Genomic DNA, 16,843 nt, shown 5'->3' on the forward strand with positions numbered 1-16,843 from the left:
GCCCGGCACGACTTCCCGTCGACTCCCTCCGAGGGCCCGGACACCCGCTCCGGGGCCGACGTGACGCATCGCCAACTGTCCTCGCGCGACGGCGATCCGAGGCGTTGTCAGTGGGCGGGGATACGTTGTCGATGTTCCGCCGCTCCGGCGTGAACATCCCCTTTGACGTGCATGGGAGAAGTGCGTTGTCGGTCTGGGAGAGGTCGAGTTCGGCGCGGGTGGTACCGCCCGCGCGGCCGCGGAAGCTTGCCAAGGTGCCGTTCGTCGAGCTGGCCGACGGACGCCTGCAGGGTGTCGTGTCCAGCGGGTCGGACATCGGGCGCGTGTACGTGTCCTCGATCGCCGCCGGGACGTACGCGTTCGCGTGCAGCACCAACAACAACCGCCCATGCGGCGGCGCGCGCGGCTCGTTCTGCAACCACATCCGCGCCCTCGTCACCGAGGCGGTCCTGCAGTACGGCGCGCAGCGCGTCGCCCGCGCCCTGAAGGTCGACACGCCCGGCGGGGAGCCCGACGCCCACGCGCTCGTCCCGGTGATGACCGCCACGCGCCCGCCGCAGGGCGACACCTCGGCCGCGGCCCCCGTGTTCAGCCGGTTCCTCAGGCACCTCGCCTACCTCGAACTGGAGCCGGTCACCGCGCCGCTGCCCGAGATGCAGTGGTTCCCGCCGACGAGGGCGGCCGCCTGATGCGTACGGACCTGCTCGACGACCCCATCGACGGACTCGACGAGGCGCTGGCCGCCGTGGACGCCTTCGACGACGCCCTCGTCGCCGGGCTGCTCCGTCCGCAGCCCGGGCAGACCGACGGGCTCGCCGCGCTCGCGGACGCCCTCGCCGGCACGCCCCTCGCCTCCCTCGTCGCCGAGGCCGCCGACAAGGTGGCCGCCGGCGCTGCCGGTGAGGACCATTTCGTGGCGCTCGCCGCCGCCCGCACCGCGCTCATGGGCTCCGTCCACGACGCGCTGACGGCCCGCGTCGGGGACGTCACCGGCCGCCCGGCCGCCGAGGAGTCCGAGCGGCCCACCGGTGGCGAGGAACCCGCCGCGAACGTGCTCGCCGCCGCCCGCGCCTGGCTGTGCGACCTCGCCCGTACGGGCTGGCAGGGCATCGACCACGAGCTGGTCGGCGGCGCCGCGCCCGTCGTCTCCGCGATGCTTCCGGATCCGCTGCTGCGCCGGCAGGCGACGCTCCTCGACGGCTTCTCGGCCGAACTCGCCGCGTCCTGCCCGGGGGCGACCCTGGAGCGCGTACCGGTGCGCCGCTGGGCCGACCTGTGGTCGCGCGCCCTGCTGCTGACCCTGCCCGGAGCCGCCCGCACGCCCGCCGTCTCCACCGCGACCGGCCGTCTGCTGCCCCTGGGCGTCGACGTGCAGGAGCACGCGACCGCCGTGCAGGCCCAGGTCCACGCGGTGTTCGAGCCGGCCGACGGCACGCCGCCGCGCCTGGTCCGGGCGGCCGTGTCCGCTCCCAAGCCGGACACCGTCGTCGGCGCCGGGCTCTGGCAGCTGCTCCGGCCGCGCATGTCCCTCCTCGCCGCCGTGAGCGAGGGCCGCGCCATGGAACTCGACGCCATGCCCGTCACCGCCGAAGGCGACCTCGTCTGGGACGACGAGCGCGCCCGCGCGGGGGCGCCCGCCGACCCCTTCGCCACGGCCCGGGTCGTCCTCGCGACCGCGACCGACCCGATCACCGCGCCGCTGGACCGGCACCCCGTCCGGATCGCCGTGCCCGTCCTCCTGGAGGGGTACGCGGCGGAGCGCGAGGACGACGGGCCGCTGACGTTCACGGTCGCGGGCCACCGGCTGGCCGTCGACAGCGACCGCGTGCCCGCCGCCGGCCCGCTCACAGCGGAGGCGATCGCCGCGTCCGGCGCGTGTCTGGGTCTCCTTCGGTGGGACGCCGGAGAGTTCCTCCTCCAGCCGCTCGCCGTCGAGACGACCGTCCGGAAGAAGACCGTCGCCGTCCACGCGGGCGCGTGGGCCGGCGGCACCACCGACAAGGCCGGAGTCCGTGCGGAGAAGGCGGCCACGGACTCGGTCGCCGTCCTGCGCGAGCGAGCCGGAAAGCTGCTGCGCTCATGACCGACCCCACCTTCCCCGTCGGCCCCACCCCGTCCGCGCCGGCCGGGCCCGACCCCGACGACAACCGGCGCCAGGTCCTCTACTGGCGGCTCCTCGCCCGGCTCTTCGACCCCGAGGAGCAGGTCGCCCTGGAAGCGGCGAGCCTCGCCGTCGTCGAGGACATCGGCCTGCCGTCCGCGCTGCTCGACCCGGGCGCCTCCGTGGACTCCGTCGTCCAGCGCCACCCCGACCTGGCCGACGAGTTCGACGGCCTCATGACCCCCGAGCCCGAGCCGGACGGCACGCGCGACCGGGCCGCCGAAGTACGGCGCGCCGCGCTCGCGTCCAAGCTGCTGCTCAACGTCTTCGCCACCGGCTCCGGCACCGTCTCCGCCGGACAACTGGCCCGCTGGCAGTCGGACGCGGGCTGGCTCGAGCGCGCTCACGGCTGCCCGCCCGGCGGACTGCGCGGCGGCAAGACGGCCGGAGCGGCCCTCACCGGCGGAGGTCTCGGAGCCGAACTCGGCGCCATCGAGGCCGACCTCGTCCAGCGCATGCACCTGCGCGAAGTCCTGGCCGATCCCACCCTTGCCGCCCAGCTCACCCCCAGCATGTCCCTGATCGAGCAGCTGCTCCGCGACAAGGGCAACCTCTCCGGCGTGGCACTGGCCAACGCCAAGGCCCTGATCAGGCGGTACGTCGACGAGGTCGCCGAGGTGCTCCGCACCCAGGTCGAGAAGGCCACCGTCGGCGAGCTCGACCGCTCGGTCCCGCCCAAGCGGGTCTTCCGCAACCTCGACCTCGACCGCACCATCTGGAAGAACCTCACCAACTGGAGCCCGGAGGAGGAGCGGCTCTACGTCGACCGCCTCTACTACCGGCACACCGTCCGCAGGACCACACCCCAGCGGCTGATCGTCGTCGTGGACCAGTCCGGCTCCATGGTCGACTCGATGGTCAACTGCACCATCCTCGCCTCGATCTTCGCCGGTCTCCCCAAGGTGGACGTCCACCTCGTCGCGTACGACACGCGTGCGATCGACCTCACCCCGTGGGTGCACGACCCGTTCGACGTGCTGCTGCGCACCAACCTCGGCGGCGGCAACGACGGTCCGGTGGCGATGGCCATGGCCAGACCGAAGATCGCCGAGCCCAAGAACACCGTCATGGTCTGGATCTCCGACTTCTACGAGTTCAGCCGCTCCCAGCCGCTGTTCGAGGGCATCGAGGAGGTCCACCGCTCCGGGGTCCGGTTCATCCCCGTGGGCTCGGTGACCAGCTCCGGACGACAGGAGGTCAACCCCTGGTTCCGGGAGCGGTTCAAGGCGCTCGGCACCCCGGTGGTCTCCGGCCACATCGCCAAGCTCGTGCACGAACTCAAGACCTTCCTCACCTGAGCCCTGAGTCCTGAGATCTCAGACCTCAGACCTCAGACCTCAGTCCCGAGACCGAAAGGCCCCGTCACATGTCCGACCTGCTCCGCGCTCCCGCCGAGATCAAGTACGCCGAGGAACTCGACTGGCTGGAGTCGATCGACGACAACCCCAAGCCCTTCTCCTGGCGCCTGTCCCCGAAGATGGTCCGCCTCTTCATCCTCGGCTCCGAGCGCGCCGACGGTCTGGACCGGGAGGTGGCGCAGAAGTGGTTCGGCGACCGCAGCTTCGTCGAGCGCTCCATCGTCACCCTCGCCTCCGACCGCGGCCTGCTCCTCATCGGCGACCCCGGCACCGGCAAGAGCTGGCTCGCCGAGCTCCTCTCGGCCGCGATCAGCCGCAACTCCACCCAGGTGGTCCAGGGCACGGCCGGCACGACCGAGGACCACATCAAGTACTCCTGGAACGTGTCGATGGTCATCGCCAAGGGCCAGTCCCGCGCGTCGATGATCCCCTCGCCGATCATGACCGCGATGGAGACCGGCACCATCGGCCGCTTCGAGGAGCTGACCCGCTCCACCAGCGACGTCCAGGACGCGCTGATCTCCATCCTCTCCGAGAAGTACATCTCGGTCCCCGAGCTCGACGGCGCCGACGGCGAGAACATCGTCTTCGCCAAGCCCGGCTTCTCGGTCATCGCCACCGCCAACAGCCGCGACCGCGGCGTCAACGACCTCTCCTCCGCGCTCAAGCGCCGCTTCAACTTCGTCCGCATCCCGGTCGTGACGAACAAGAAGAGCGAGGCCGAGATCGTCCGCTTCCGCACCGAGGAGCTGCTGCGCCGCCACGCCATCGAACTGGACGTGCCGCCCACCCTCCTCGACGTCCTCCTCCAGAGCTTCGCCGACCTGCGGGCCTCCGCCGCCGCGGCCGGCAGCGACGACGAGAAGCTGGAGTCCGCCCTCTCGACCGCCGAGCAGATCGGCGTACTGGAGGACTCGATCCTGCACAGCAACTTCTTCGGCGAGCGCACCCTGACCGCCCGCGCCCTCGCCTCCTCACTGGTCGGCACGCTCGCCCGGCGCGAGCCGGAGGACCTCGCCATCCTCAACAAGTACCTGCACGGCGTCGTCGAGCCGCGCGGCAAGGAGGAGGGCGGCTCCTGGCCCGAGTTCCTCGAAGGCGGCCGCGAAGCGATCGCGAAGCTGTCGTGACCGGCACCCCGTTCACCGCCCTGCGCGGTCAACTGCACGAGGCGGCGGCCGAGTTCGCCGGCGGGGCGGACGCCCTGGAAGGCATCCTCCTCGGCCTGGTCGACGACGTCGACCGCGCCGTCGCGGAACCGCTGGAGATCTTCCCCGTCTGCCACCACTCGCCCGCCTCCGCCCTCGCCATGGCCCGCAGGCTGCGCGAGAAGCAGCCCAAGGTCGTCTACCTGGAGCTGTGCGAGGACATGGCGCCGCTCCTCACCGAGCTGCGCAACTGCCGGCTGCCGGTCGCGGTGCAGGCGTTCGCGAGCGACATCGAGGGCTTCCCGCAGGGCTGGGCGCCGCTGTCCGTCGTCGCCCCCCTCACGGAGGCCTCCGCCGAGTACCAGGCCGTCGCGTACGCCCTCGACACCCCCGGTGTGGAACTGGTCCTCGTCGACCGCTCCTCCGACCACGTCTTCCAGTGGGACGCCCGGCACGACCGTGCCGACGACCCGGTCCGAGAGGACGCGACGGAGACCGGGACAGCGACCGGCACCGAGGCCGAGGCCGCGCTCCACGGCGAGGCCGTCGGCGTCGAGATCGGCGACCTGCGGCCGCGCTTCGCCGAACTGGAGGAGCACCTGCTGCGCCACGGCAAGGTGCGGCACTGGTCGGAGTGGTGGCACCAGTACGTCGAGGTTCCGCTCGGCGACAGCGACCACGACACCTACCGCCAGGTCATGTTCCTGATCGGCAGCCTGTTCCGCCGGCTCGCCCCGGGCGACGGGGACCGCGTCCGCGTCGACGAGGACCGCGAGCGCTACATGTGGACCCGGATGCGCGAACACCTGGCCGCGACCGGTACCGACCCGGCGGACTGCCTCTACGTCTGCGGGGCCTTCCACGCGGCCAGCCGCGTCGACGAGTTCGGCGTGCACGGCGGCGACGGCTTCGAGATCTCGCCGCGTACGGCCACGACCTGGCAGTACGGTCTGATCCCCTCCAGCAACACGGCGATCGAGGCACAGTTCGGCCTCGCGTCCGGTTCCGTGTCGATCGCCGCGACGCAGTGGGCGAAGAACCTCAAGCGGACCGGGGTGAAGCCGTACCGCCTGGAAGGACAGGCCGGCACGAAGAAGACGGGCACGAAGGCCACCGCGGCGACCGCGCTCCCCACGGCGACGCCGGCCGAGGACCGCCTCTCCGGCTTCCTCCAGCGGCCGCCCGTCCTCGACACCCTCGACGAGACCGAACTGCTCGGCTGGTCCGTGGACATCGTCCGCGCCGCCCGCCGCAACGGCTACCTGGCCTCCACCGCCGACGCGATCGCGGTCTTCGAGACGTCGATCCTGCTCGCCGGGATGCGGGACCGGGCCAAGCCCACGCCGTACGACTTCCAGGACGCGGCGGTCACCTGCATCGAGAAGGACAGCGTGCCCGGGCGCCGGGACGTGCGCCGCCTCGTCGAGAACATGATGGGCGGCGACCGGATCGGGCAGGTCGGCTACGAAGCGCTGCCGCCCCTCGCCAGGGACGTCCACGACCGGCTGGCACCCCTGGAGCTGAACCTCCAGCAGCGCGGGGTGCGCAGGGCCCTGCTCGACATGACCTCCCGGCCGGAACTGCGGGCCTGCTCGGACGTCCTGTGGATGCTGCGCCGCCTGATGCCGCACGGCGCCGCCCGGCCCGTCATGGGGGAGCGGCGGCTCGGCGAGCGGTCGATCCAGGAGTCCTGGGACCTCGCCCTCGGCACCCACCAGCGCGCGCTCATCGAGCTCGGCTACGAGGGGGTGAGCCTCGAACAGGTCCTGGAGCAGCGCCTGCGCCGCACCGCGTACGGGCCGCGGGCGACGACCGCCGAGGTCCTCGCGGCCGTCGAGGACGCCACGCTGTACCTGGGCGGCCGGCGGCTCGCCGACGAACTCGGCACCCGCGCCCTCGACGTCCTGGCCGGCGAGCGCACGGTCGACGGGGCGCCGGAGGTACTGCGCCGGGTGCGCGGGCTCCTCGCGTACTACCGCACGAGCGAGCCGGTGCTGCCGCCGTGGATCGAGTCCTTCGTCAGAACCGGGTACGCGCACTACTGCACGCTGCTGCCGACCGCGTTCCGGGACGAGGACGCGACGGTGGGCCAGGTGGCGGCGATGCTGGGCTTTCTGTTCAGCATGGAGAGCCTGGCGCTCTCCCTGGGCTGCGACAGGACACAGCTGGAACTGGCGGTCGCCCAGGCGCACCCGAAGGACCCGGCGAAGACGGCCCTGCTGTGGGCGGCGCAGGTGCAGCTGGGCACCCTCTCCCGGGGCGCGCTGCGGGCGCGCTGCGACGCACTCCTCGCCAACCCGCTGGTCGTGCCCTCCTACCCGCGCTACCTCAGCGGCTTCGTCCACGCCCTGGAGCCGGTGCCGGGCCTCGCGGACGTGGTGGTGGAGGCCGTGTCGAACGCCTTCGGCCGCCTGCCGGACGCCGTCCTGCTGCCGTGGCTCCCGGTGCTCATCACGACCCTCCGCTCCCACGCGGCGGAGCTGGCCCCGCTGCTCATCCGCGAGGCGGGACGGATCTTCCCGGCCCGGCTCGAGGCCCTGGACACCTGGGTCCCGCCGTGGCACCGGCAACCGGCCACCCCGCGCGCCGTCACCGCGGCCGCCGCCCCGCGGGGAGCGGCGCTCCTTCCCGCGCACCCGACGACCTGTGACGCCCTCGCGGAGCTCCTGGGCTGCGCGGAGGGCTGGAAAGCGGCGGACGTATCGGCTACGGCCGGACCGCGCGCGGCACTCCTCGCCACTCATCCGGCCACCGTCGACGCACTGGCGTGCGTCCTCACGGCCCGATGACCACGCTGGTCCGGCCGGCGGAACAGGGACGGTTCACGGCCCGCGTGAGCCGTGGCCCGTCCCTGACGGCGGGGACCTGCTACTGGCCGACCCTTCCGTCGACGCACTCGCGCAACAGGTCGGCGTGCCCGCAGTGGCGGGCGTACTCCTCGATCCGGTGCACCATCAGCTCCCGCACCGCGATCCCGTCCTTCGGGAGCCGCTCGCCCAGGTCGGGGTGCCCGGAGAGGGCGGCGTCGGCCGCGGCCTGCTCGCGCTCCAGATCGGCGTACGCGGCGTCGACCACCGCCTGGTCGGCGACGGCTTCGTCGAAGTCCGCGTCACGCCTGCCGTACACCTTCGGCAGCGGTTCACCGGTGATCCAGGTGATCCAGTCCCGTTCCACCTCGGCGAGGTGCCGGATCAGGCCGAGCAGCGACATCGTCGACGGCGGGACCGAACGGCGGGCCAGCTGCTCCGGGTCCAGCCCCTCGCACTTCATCCGCAGGGTCAGACGGTAGCCGGAGAGGAAGTCCTGGAGAGTGGCGAGCTCGCCCTCCGGCCCTTCGCCGTCGTGGTCGCGGGGGTCGTCGGCAGGGTCCGCCCACATGTCGGGGTAGACGGTCGCCCGGCCCCAACGCTCGGGTTGATCATTCATGCGCTCATCCTCATGCACGAGAGCGCGGACTCGCCAGGGGATTCTCCGACCCCTCCGGGCTGTGCGGCGGCCCGGGGACAGGGCCGGCCGCACCCTCGCGCGATCCGGGCCAGGTCGCGCAGAACGGCAGGGTCTGAACGGAGCCGCCCATGGTCTCGTCGTCGCTACCGAGGAGGGCGTCGGCGGAGGGCTACACGACCCGGTCTCACACGGCCGCACCGCCCGTCCACGCACGGCGGCGGTTCACTCGTCACGGTGGACTCGGGCCGAGCCGCCGTCCGTGTCCGCCGAGGCTCGGGCACCGTGACTCCCATGCACGCCCGCCGCACGACGTTCCTCCTGCTCCTCGCGCTCCTCGCCACCGGATGCGTGGCCGTCCCGCACGGCTCCGCGCCGCCCCCACCGGCCCGCCCCGGCGGCCTCGCGCCGGCTGCGGACCGGGCCCCCGCCCCGCTCCCGACCTGGCCCGCGCCGACAGAACCCGCCCCTCGTGAGTCCCTCACGGCCACCGACCCCCGCCCGGCGTCCCCGCCGTCCCGGGCCCCCGGCCGGAAGGCCGCCGACCCGGCCGTCGGGGAACCGGCCGCCCGGAGGCCGCACGCTCGCAGGGCGCCCGCGAACGGTCGCCCGCACACCACGGCGGCCGAGCCCCGGAAGCCCGCGAACAGGAAGCCCACGAACCGCAGGCCGGCCAAGCGGAGCTCGGGTACGAGGAGTACACCTCGCTCCCCGTACAAGAACCGGTCCGTCCCGGCCCGCCCGCACGCGCGGACGGACGCCCGGCCGCCGGAGATGCGCCGCCTCTGCCGCCAGGCCGAGGACATCCAGGCCCCCATGGGCGCGGCCGGCCTCTGCCGCGGTCTGTACGGCCGCTGACCGAGGGGTGTCTTGTCGATCAGGCCGGGCTGGCGGGGGCTGATCCGAAAGGCAGGCCCTCGACCGCCCTCCGGCCGAGCGGAAACTCGCTTGTACCTGCCGGATCGGGCCGGATATAAGGCGATCATGTTCACACCGCGTCCGTTCCGCCCCACCGACATGCCCCGTCTTCAGGAGACCGTGGCGGAGTGGATCGCCACCGCAGGCCGCGACGCCTACGACCACGTCGGCGAGCTGCCGCACCGCGTGTACGACAACCTGCGCGGCGGCCCGCCCGTCGGTGACCTCGTGCACGTCTGGGAGGACGAGGACGACGGCCGGATCGGGGGCGTCACGATCTGCCTGCGGTTCGGCTCGGCCTTCGACGCGTTCTGCGCGCCGGAACTGCGCGGCGGCGACACCGAGCGCACGATGCTGACGTTCGCCGCCGACACCACCACCCGGTACATGGCGGAGGACGAGGAGTACGTCCTCAGCGACCTCTTCGAGACCGACACGACCCGTGGACGTCTGCTGTACGAACTGGGCTTCACCCGCTTCCGGGTCTGGGACGACGTGAACACCCGCGACCTGACCGATCTCCCTCCCGTAGTGGTGCCCGACGGATTCACCGTCCGGGCCGCCACCCTCGACGACGCCGAAGCCCTGGCCGAGGCGCGCAACGCCTCGTTCGGCTCCGACTGGACGGGCACGGCCTATCGGGACGGCATGATGACCCGGCCGGGGTACGACCCGGCGCGCGAGATCGTGGCCGAGGCCCCGGACGGACGCATCGGCGCCTACACCGTCTACTGGGTCGACCGACGCAACGGTCTGGGGCACTTCGAGCCCGTCGGCACCCACGAGGCCTTCCGCCGGCGCGGCCTGGCCCGCGCGGTCATGGCCGAGTCGATGCGGCGCATGGCCGAGCTCGGTCTCCGGCGCGTGACGGTGAACCACGACGCCGAGAACGCCCCGGCCGCGCGGCTGTACGGCTCCCTCGGCTTCACCGTCGAGTGCCGCACCCACGGCTACCGCCGGGCGAAGGCCCACGACTCGATGTCGCGATAACGGATCGGGCCCGGACCGCGGCCGTAGTCGCTGCCGACGAGATGGAGGCGCTCGGCGGCCCACCGGCGGCCCGTGAAGCCGGCGAGCCCGGCGGCCGCCTCAAGGACGGACGTCGGATCGTCGCGGCGGGCCCGGGCGAGCGTCAGGTGGGGGCGCAGCGGCCGGTCCTCGAAGGGGATGCCGCACTCCTTGACGACGGTCCGCACCTCGGTGGCGATCCGGTGCAGTCCGTCGAGGTCGCCGTCGATCCCGCTCCACAGCACCCGGTCGTCGAAGTGCCCGCCACCGCGCAGCGCCAGCTCCACGGGACGTCGCGCCGCCGCGATCTCCGCCAGCGGCGGCCGCAGCAGAGGAACGGTCTCCACCGGGAGTTCCCCGAGGAACGCCAGGGTGATGTGCCAGTCCTCGATCCGGTTCCACCGCATGCGCGGGTACGCCTCGTACGCCGGGCCCAGCTCGCGCGCCAGCTCGTCCTTCGCGTCATCGGGCGGGGCGAGTGCGACGAACACGCGCACGGTCGCGGCTCGTGCCCTGCCGCCGTCACCGGACTCCGTACCCTGCCCGGGCGCCTCAGCCATCTTCCGTTCCCTGCCCACCGTCCGTCCCGCCACCGTCGGAGGCGAGGGTACGCGGTGGGCGCGACGGGACCGGCGCCGGGGATCACCCCGACCCGACCCCGAACCCTTCCTGTCGCCGACTCGGGGGCGCCCCGCAGCCCGCGCGCCCCCACGCGCTCCCCCGCCGGGGTGGTTCCCCGGGGGCCAGTGGGGCGCAGCGCGGCCCGGTCCGCGCGGGCGCGGAGGGCTCCGGGTCGAAGCTGTGGCCCGTTCCCTGTTCACCTGCGAAGACGGAGGTTCCTCCCTCTATGACCCACGCACTTCTCAGACCCGCGGCGCGGCGCCGCAGACCGGGCGGGAGGGCCGGGGTACCGGTCGCGCTCGGTCTCGCGCTCGTTCTCGCCCTGCCCGGTACCGCCTTCGCGGCCCCCGGCGACCTGGACCCGACCTTCGGGCCCGACGGCCGGGTGACGACCCCCATCACCGGGTACGCGGAGGGCCACGACATCGCACGGCAGGCCGACGGGAAGCTGGTCGTGGCGGGGACGAGCGAGGCCGGCTTCACGCTCGCCCGCTACGACACCGGCGGCGGCCTCGACCCCACCTTCGGTGGCGACGGCATCGCGACCAGCGACTTCGGAGGTGGCACCCACTCGGCCAACGCGGTCGCGATCCAGCCCTCGGACGGCAAGATCGTCGTGGCGGGCACCACCGAGGTGATCGCCGAGGAGGGCGGAGGCTGCTGCTTCTTCTCGGTGGCCCGCTACAACACCGACGGCAGCCCGGACACGGGCTTCGGCGACGGCGGCCTCGTGCGGGTCGACGAGTTCGGCGGCTCCGCGGACGGCTCCGACGTCGCCGTGCAGCCCGACGGCCGGATCGTCGCCGCGGGCAAGGGCGCCGGCGGCGGATTCGCGCTGGTCCGCCTCGACACCAACGGGCACCTCGACCCCGGCCTCGGCGGCGACGGGGCCGTCGTCGCGGGCTTCACGCCCACCTCGCCCCAGGACGCCGGCGGCACCGCCCGGGGCATGGCCCTCCAGTCCGACGGCAAGATCGTCTCCGTCGGCTACGTGGGCAACACCGCCTTCGACATCGGCGTGGCCCGCTACAACAGCAACGGCACCCTCGACACCACCTTCAGCGGCGACGGCATGGTCACCGCCGACTTCGGCGGCACCGAGTTCGGCAACGCCGTCGCGGTGCAGCCCGACGGCAAGATCCTCGCCGCGGGCGCCGGCGGCGCCGGATACGCCCTGCTCCGCTACAACGCCGACGGCAGTCCCGACGCCGGTTTCGGCACGGCCGGACGCACCTCGGTCAACTCCCCGGGCGACGGCGGCTTCGCGTACGCCATGGCGCTCCAGCAGAACGGCAAGATCGTGCTCGCCGGCCGGGCCGACGACCCGAACAGCTCCGAGGCCAACGACTTCGGCCTGGTCCGCTTCCAGCCGAACGGCACGGTCGACACCGGCTTCGGCGGGGACGGCTTCGTGGTCACCGGCTTCAACGACTTCGACGAGGCCCGAGGGGTGCTCGTCCAGCCGGACGGCAAGATCGTCGCGGCCGGTTACGGGGCGGGCTTCGCCTTCGCCCTCGCCCGCTACCAGGGCGGCGACGGCACGCTCCCGCCCCCGCCGTACGCCGACCTGTCGGTGACGAAGTCCGGTACGACCACCGTGAGCATCGGCGACCGAGCCACCTACACGGTGACGGTCACCAACGCGGCCTCCTCCACCGCCACCGCGACGGGTGTCACGCTGACGGACACGCTCTCCGGCACCGGTGCGACCCTGATCTCGGCGGTCCCCTCACAGGGCACCTGCACGACCACCGCGACGGGCGCCACCTGCGCCCTCGGCTCCCTCGCCCCGGGCGCCCGCGCGACCGTCACGGTCACGGCCGAACCCCGGGCCACCGGCACGCTCACGAACACGGCCAGTGTCAGCGCCACCCAGCCGGACCCCGTGACCTCCGGCAACACGGCCACCGCGACCACCTCGGTGAACAACGCCCGCGGCTGCACGATCATCGGCACCAGCGGCGCCGACACCCTGAACGGCACCTACTACAACGACGTCATCTGCGGACTCGGCGGCAACGACACCATCCGCGCGAGCTACGGCAACGACACCGTCCACGGCGGCTACGGCGACGACAACATCGACGGCGGTTTCGGCGACGACACCCTCAACGGCGGCCCGGGCAACGACACCCTGACCGGCTACTACGGCAACGACCGCCTCACCACCACCGACGGGATCTCCGGCAACGACACCGCCAACGGCGGCATGGGAACCGACACCTGCACCACCGACCCGGGCGACATCCGCATCAGCTGCCCCTGACCCCGCCCCGCCTCCGAGTGCCGTCGCCGCCCCCGCGCCGACGGCACTCGTCCGTGGCCGGCCGTCCGGGGCTCAGGACACGGACCTGCCGAAGAACTCCAGTTCCGCGACCGCCACCTGCTTGCGCGGGTCGGCGCGCCAGGCCGTGCGCAGGACCAGCTGGACCGACAGGGCGTCCCGGACGCGCAGGTCGACGCGCTGGGTGCCGCCGTCGTTGATGCGGTGGTGCGAGACGTGGAGCTCGCCCGCGGCGTCCTTGACCACGAGGTCGAAGGTCTGCGGGGTCGCCTGGCCGTCCGCCTGAGTGGTGTTCTTCGCGCTGCCGGGGGTGATGAGGAGGCTGAGCAGATCGGTCGGCTCGGCGAAACGTGCCTCCAGGTACTGTCCGGCCGAGTCGCCCGCGTACCCCGTGCCCCACCAGGTGTTGGAGTACCCGTCGCCCGCCAACTTGGGGTCCCGCCCCGGCGCGGAGTGGGAGGCCACCCAGGCCACGGGGTGGACGGGGACGCGCGTGGCGAAGTGGTCCTGCACCGCGCGGGCGGCCGGCGGGCCGCCGAAGACACCGCCGACCACCACGACCACGACCGCCGCGGCGATCAGGGCGCGGACCAGCACACGGCTCCGGTCACGGGCGAGCCCGGGCCGACGCCCCGCGTACGGGCCCTCGGCCGTGGAGAGCCGCTCCGGGGCCATGGGGGTCGCGCAGAAGCGGCAGAAGTGACGGCCCGGCGTGTTGGCGAGCGAGCAGGCCGGGCACGGGGTGCCGCCCTCGACGGGGGCGGGCGCCGCGGCGGCCCGTACCGCCGGACGCGCCGCCTCCGGACGCGCGGGGAGCACGGGAGCGACGACGGCGGGCTCCGCCGGCCGGGATTCGGGGACCGGGACGAGGAGGGAGCGCGCGACCGTCTCCGAGGGCCCGGCGGCGGGGGCGGTCGGGGCCGTCACGGCCGCCGGAGCGGCCGGTTCGACCGGGGCCGTCGTCTCCGTCACGGGCACGGGCGCGGGTGCCTCGGCGGACGAGGGCACGGCGGGCAGCGGGGCGGTGACCTCCTCCGACCCGACAGGGAACCCGGCCTCGGACACGGATCCGGCAGCGGACCCGGTCGCAGGCGCGGACTCGGCAGGGGCCATGACCTCCGGCGCGGCCGAGGCCTCCGGTGCCTCCCCGGTCGGCTCGGGCGGACCCTGCGCGCGGCTCGGCTCAGGCGCGGACCGCCCGGCGGCCGGCGCGGCTCCGGCCGGGGTGTCCCAGCGCAGGAACGCTCCGCAACTGTCGCAGAACGACTGGTCCGTCGTCCGCACCGGGCTCGCGCAGTCCGGGCAGGGACGGGACTGGGGCGCGTCACTCATGGGGGTCAAGCTCCTTCGGATGTACGGGAAGAGGTCACCGCGACCGTGAACGGCAGGTGCGCGGGGCGGGCCGCGGCCACGACCGCGCGCAGCCGGTGCGGATCGACGGCGGCGGGGTCGGCGACCCGGAGGACGACGTGCAGCCCGGCCACGGGCGCCCCGGGGAACGGGCCGAGCGGACGGGCCGACCAGCTCGCGCCGCCGCTCTCGGTGATCTCCGGGGCGACGCCGAACGCGAGCCGTACCGCAGCCGCCAGCCCCTGCCGGGTGCCGCGGACCCGGTGCAGCACCACGGCCGAGGCGACCGCGTGCCGCCGCAGCGGCAGCGGCTCGCTGCCGTCCAGCTCCGCACCCACCCAGGTCGCCAGGTAGTCCACGAAGTCGGCGGGGGCCAGCGCGGGCGAGAAGTACGCCTCCAGCGAGTCCAGGACGTTGAACAGGGGAGCGAGGACGACGTCGAGACCGGACACGAACCGCTGCCCGAAATCGTCCTCGGCGTAGACGGCCGGCAGCGCCGCCCCCAGCGGGTAGGGGGTCGCGAGCCCGGGGACCGTACCCCTCGCGGAGCCGCTCACCGCGCCTCGATCACACGGACACGGTGGTCGAACGGGAACAGCAGCGCGGACGGCGCCAGTTCGATCCGGTCCGTCGTGTCGCCCCGCCGGCCGGTCAGCGGATCGGCCGGGTGCAGCAGGACCTCGTCCACCAGCTCCACACCCGGCACCCGCTGGAGCGCCGCGAACACCTCACCGGCGCGCAGCGGCCGCCCGAACGGCCATCCCTCGCCGTGCGCCCCGCCCGTCAGCGGGTCCAGGTACGCGTAGAGCGTGTTCAGCGCCTCGGCGCGCACCCGCTCCGCCTCGGCCGCCCGGAACGAGTGCAGCGTCGCGACGACCGTCACCCCCTGGTAGAACGGCGGGCCGACGGCCAGCCGGGTGCCGAGGGGACGCCGTTCGTCGAGGAAACCCGTCACCCGGGACAGGAGTTCGTCGCCGGGGACCAGCTGCTCGAACCGCAGCCGCCCGCCCCGGTCCGGCACCGCCTGCGGCACCACGAGGACCCGCACCGCGTTCTCGCCCGCCTCGGTGCCGTCCGCGGCCAGGCAGGCGATCCGCGCGGCCTCGGGCGCGGCCCGCCGGGCCAGCTCCTCGTAGTCGCGGGCGGTGACGGCCCGTTCCTGCGCCCGCAGGGTGACGGGCGCCCGGGACTTCGCCTCCTCGACGGTCTCCCCGTCGACCCCGCCCCGCGCCGCCTCGCGGTTCTCGACCCGCGCGATGTACGGGATGGAGCTGCGCAGGACGGTGATCGTGGACCGGGCCACGTTGCCCGCGCGGCCGCCGCCGGTGCCGTAGCGGACCGCGCGGATCGCCGCGCCCTTCGGCGGCACCGCACCGAACTGCCGCAGGGTGCCGTCCGGCTGGCGTACGGAGGGGCCGAAGGCGATCTCGCCGGTCGTCGCGTCCAGGGTGTAGTGCCGGTCGCCGGGGCGCGAGGAGGCGAAGTCGCGGACGACGGTCCACTCCTGCCAGCCGGCCTCCGGGTCCTCCTCGTCACCGCCGCCGTCCGCCCGCTCGGCGACCTGGAGGAGCAGCGGCGGCCGGTCCACGACGGGCGCGTGCGCGAGCCGAACCCGCTGTCCCGGGACGCCCTCGGACTCGCCGAGGCGCTCGTCCCGCACGGCCTCGGCGTGCGCCGCCCGCACCGTGCCGCCGATGGTGAACGCGCCCGCCGCCCGTACGGTCGGCGACTCGCTGTACGACGGCAGGCCCTCGACCGGGTCCACGACCCGGCAGCGGACCCAGCCCGCCTCGTGCCCGCCGAGCCGAGACACCGCGTGCCCGGACGGCATGTGCAGCACCACCTCGCCCGGCCGGTTGAGTCCGCCCGTGGAGTCCTCGTCCACCTCGCACGCGACCCAGCCCTCGGCCGCCGACCACGCCTCCCACACGAGCGGCGGCCGGCGCGGGTCCACGCCGACGCCGTCGACCCTGCTGTCCAGGTCGAGGACGAGCACACAGTCGGGCACGGCGGCCGAGAGCCCGAGGAGCAGCGCGTCGCCGACGCGCGGCATCGGGGAGAAGGCGGGGACGTCCTCCCCGCCCACGATGTCGTGCGAGCGGTCCTCGGGCGTGCCCCCGGCCTCCTGCCGCAGCAGGCGGGTCAGCTCGCAGGGGACGACGGTCAGATCGGCCGTCGTCGCGAAGACGACCGCCTCCTCCGTCTCCGTACGCCCGGTGGACACCTCCGTGCCGACGGGCAGCAGCACCGGCTCGGGCTGCGGCGCGGAGAGCCGGAAGGTGACGTCGGCGCGGGCGGCGGCGGGCGGGAAGAGCGTCACGCCCAGCAGGTCGAGGAAGGCCAGGTGGTTCTTCTCCGGGACCCGGTTGAGCCGGTAGACCAGCTGGTCCGCCATGTGCGCGACGGCCTCCACCAGGGTGACGCCCGGGTCGGAGACGTTGTGGTCGGTCCACTCGGGGCACGCCTGCTGGATGTAGCGCTTGGCGTCGTCGACGAACTGCTGGAAGCGGCGGTCGTCGAGATGGGGTGCGGGCAGGGCCATGGCGGCTCT

General features: G+C 74.0%; 13 protein-coding genes. 8 read left to right on the top strand and 5 right to left on the bottom strand.

The window, feature by feature from the left end:
• The first annotated feature begins 185 nt into the window (after window positions 1–185).
• The 5 genes from ACN9M0_RS36755 to ACN9M0_RS36775 all read left to right on the top strand — a co-directional run bounded on the left by ACN9M0_RS36755 (window position 186) and on the right by ACN9M0_RS36775 (window position 7,456).
• Entirely contained in the window at window positions 186–689 is a 504-nt protein-coding gene (locus ACN9M0_RS36755) for a hypothetical protein (protein WP_426405044.1), read from the top strand.
• Entirely contained in the window at window positions 689–2,083 is a 1,395-nt protein-coding gene (locus tag ACN9M0_RS36760) for a hypothetical protein (RefSeq protein WP_426405045.1), read from the top strand. Before ACN9M0_RS36755 ends, ACN9M0_RS36760 begins: the two co-directional genes overlap by 1 nt.
• Window positions 2,080–3,459 (top strand): VWA domain-containing protein, encoded by a 1,380-nt coding sequence (locus tag ACN9M0_RS36765; RefSeq protein ID WP_426405046.1) that lies wholly within the window; start codon window positions 2,080–2,082, stop codon window positions 3,457–3,459. The genes ACN9M0_RS36760 and ACN9M0_RS36765 overlap by 4 nt, the downstream gene beginning before the upstream one ends.
• Window positions 3,460–3,527: 68 nt before the next feature.
• Window positions 3,528–4,649: an ATP-binding protein gene (locus ACN9M0_RS36770; protein WP_366037721.1), complete on the top strand. Its 1,122-nt coding sequence runs from the start codon at window positions 3,528–3,530 to the stop codon at window positions 4,647–4,649.
• A complete protein-coding gene (locus ACN9M0_RS36775) occupies window positions 4,646–7,456 on the top strand; it encodes a hypothetical protein (RefSeq protein WP_426405047.1) in 2,811 nt (936 codons plus the stop codon). Before ACN9M0_RS36770 ends, ACN9M0_RS36775 begins: the two co-directional genes overlap by 4 nt.
• A 79-nt stretch (window positions 7,457–7,535) precedes the next feature.
• Here ACN9M0_RS36775 and ACN9M0_RS36780 read toward each other — a convergent pair whose 3' ends face one another.
• Window positions 7,536–8,093, bottom strand: coding sequence for a DinB family protein (locus ACN9M0_RS36780; RefSeq protein WP_366037719.1), 558 nt, complete (start codon window positions 8,091–8,093; stop codon window positions 7,536–7,538).
• A 312-nt stretch (window positions 8,094–8,405) separates the two neighbouring features.
• Here ACN9M0_RS36780 and ACN9M0_RS36785 point away from each other — a divergent pair, with 312 nt between their 5' ends.
• Both ACN9M0_RS36785 and ACN9M0_RS36790 read left to right on the top strand, forming a co-directional pair.
• The gene (locus ACN9M0_RS36785; RefSeq protein WP_426405048.1) at window positions 8,406–8,969 is read left to right on the top strand and encodes a hypothetical protein; all 564 of its coding nucleotides are present in this window, start codon (window positions 8,406–8,408) and stop codon (window positions 8,967–8,969) included.
• Between the two features lie 126 nt (window positions 8,970–9,095).
• The gene (locus tag ACN9M0_RS36790) at window positions 9,096–10,019 is read left to right on the top strand and encodes a GNAT family N-acetyltransferase (RefSeq protein WP_426405049.1); all 924 of its coding nucleotides are present in this window, start codon (window positions 9,096–9,098) and stop codon (window positions 10,017–10,019) included.
• Here ACN9M0_RS36790 and thpR read toward each other — a convergent pair.
• The gene (thpR, locus tag ACN9M0_RS36795; protein ID WP_366037716.1) at window positions 9,980–10,597 is read right to left on the bottom strand and encodes an RNA 2',3'-cyclic phosphodiesterase; all 618 of its coding nucleotides are present in this window, start codon (window positions 10,595–10,597) and stop codon (window positions 9,980–9,982) included. The genes ACN9M0_RS36790 and thpR overlap by 40 nt on opposite strands.
• Window positions 10,598–10,884: 287 nt before the next feature.
• Here thpR and ACN9M0_RS36800 point away from each other — a divergent pair, with 287 nt between their 5' ends.
• Entirely contained in the window at window positions 10,885–12,924 is a 2,040-nt protein-coding gene (locus ACN9M0_RS36800) for a calcium-binding protein (protein WP_426405050.1), read from the top strand.
• Window positions 12,925–12,996: 72 nt separating this feature from the next.
• Here the strand turns inward: ACN9M0_RS36800 and ACN9M0_RS36805 are convergent, their stop codons facing one another.
• Genes ACN9M0_RS36805 through ACN9M0_RS36815 form a run of 3 tightly spaced genes read right to left on the bottom strand, consistent with a single transcriptional unit; the run spans window position 12,997 to window position 16,834 of the window.
• Window positions 12,997–14,274 (bottom strand): NADase-type glycan-binding domain-containing protein, encoded by a 1,278-nt coding sequence (locus ACN9M0_RS36805; RefSeq protein WP_426405051.1) that lies wholly within the window; start codon window positions 14,272–14,274, stop codon window positions 12,997–12,999.
• A gap of 5 nt (window positions 14,275–14,279) precedes the next feature.
• Window positions 14,280–14,849 carry a phage tail protein gene (locus tag ACN9M0_RS36810; RefSeq protein ID WP_426405052.1) on the bottom strand — a complete coding sequence of 190 codons (570 nt, stop codon included), beginning with the start codon at window positions 14,847–14,849 and terminating at the stop codon, window positions 14,280–14,282.
• A complete protein-coding gene (locus ACN9M0_RS36815; RefSeq protein ID WP_366037712.1) occupies window positions 14,846–16,834 on the bottom strand; it encodes a putative baseplate assembly protein in 1,989 nt (662 codons plus the stop codon). Before ACN9M0_RS36815 ends, ACN9M0_RS36810 begins: the two co-directional genes overlap by 4 nt.
• Window positions 16,835–16,843: the final 9 nt, after the last annotated feature.

Origin of the sequence: Streptomyces sp. R-07, assembly GCF_049913175.1 — a bacterium.
Lineage (GTDB): Bacteria > Actinomycetota > Actinomycetes > Streptomycetales > Streptomycetaceae > Streptomyces.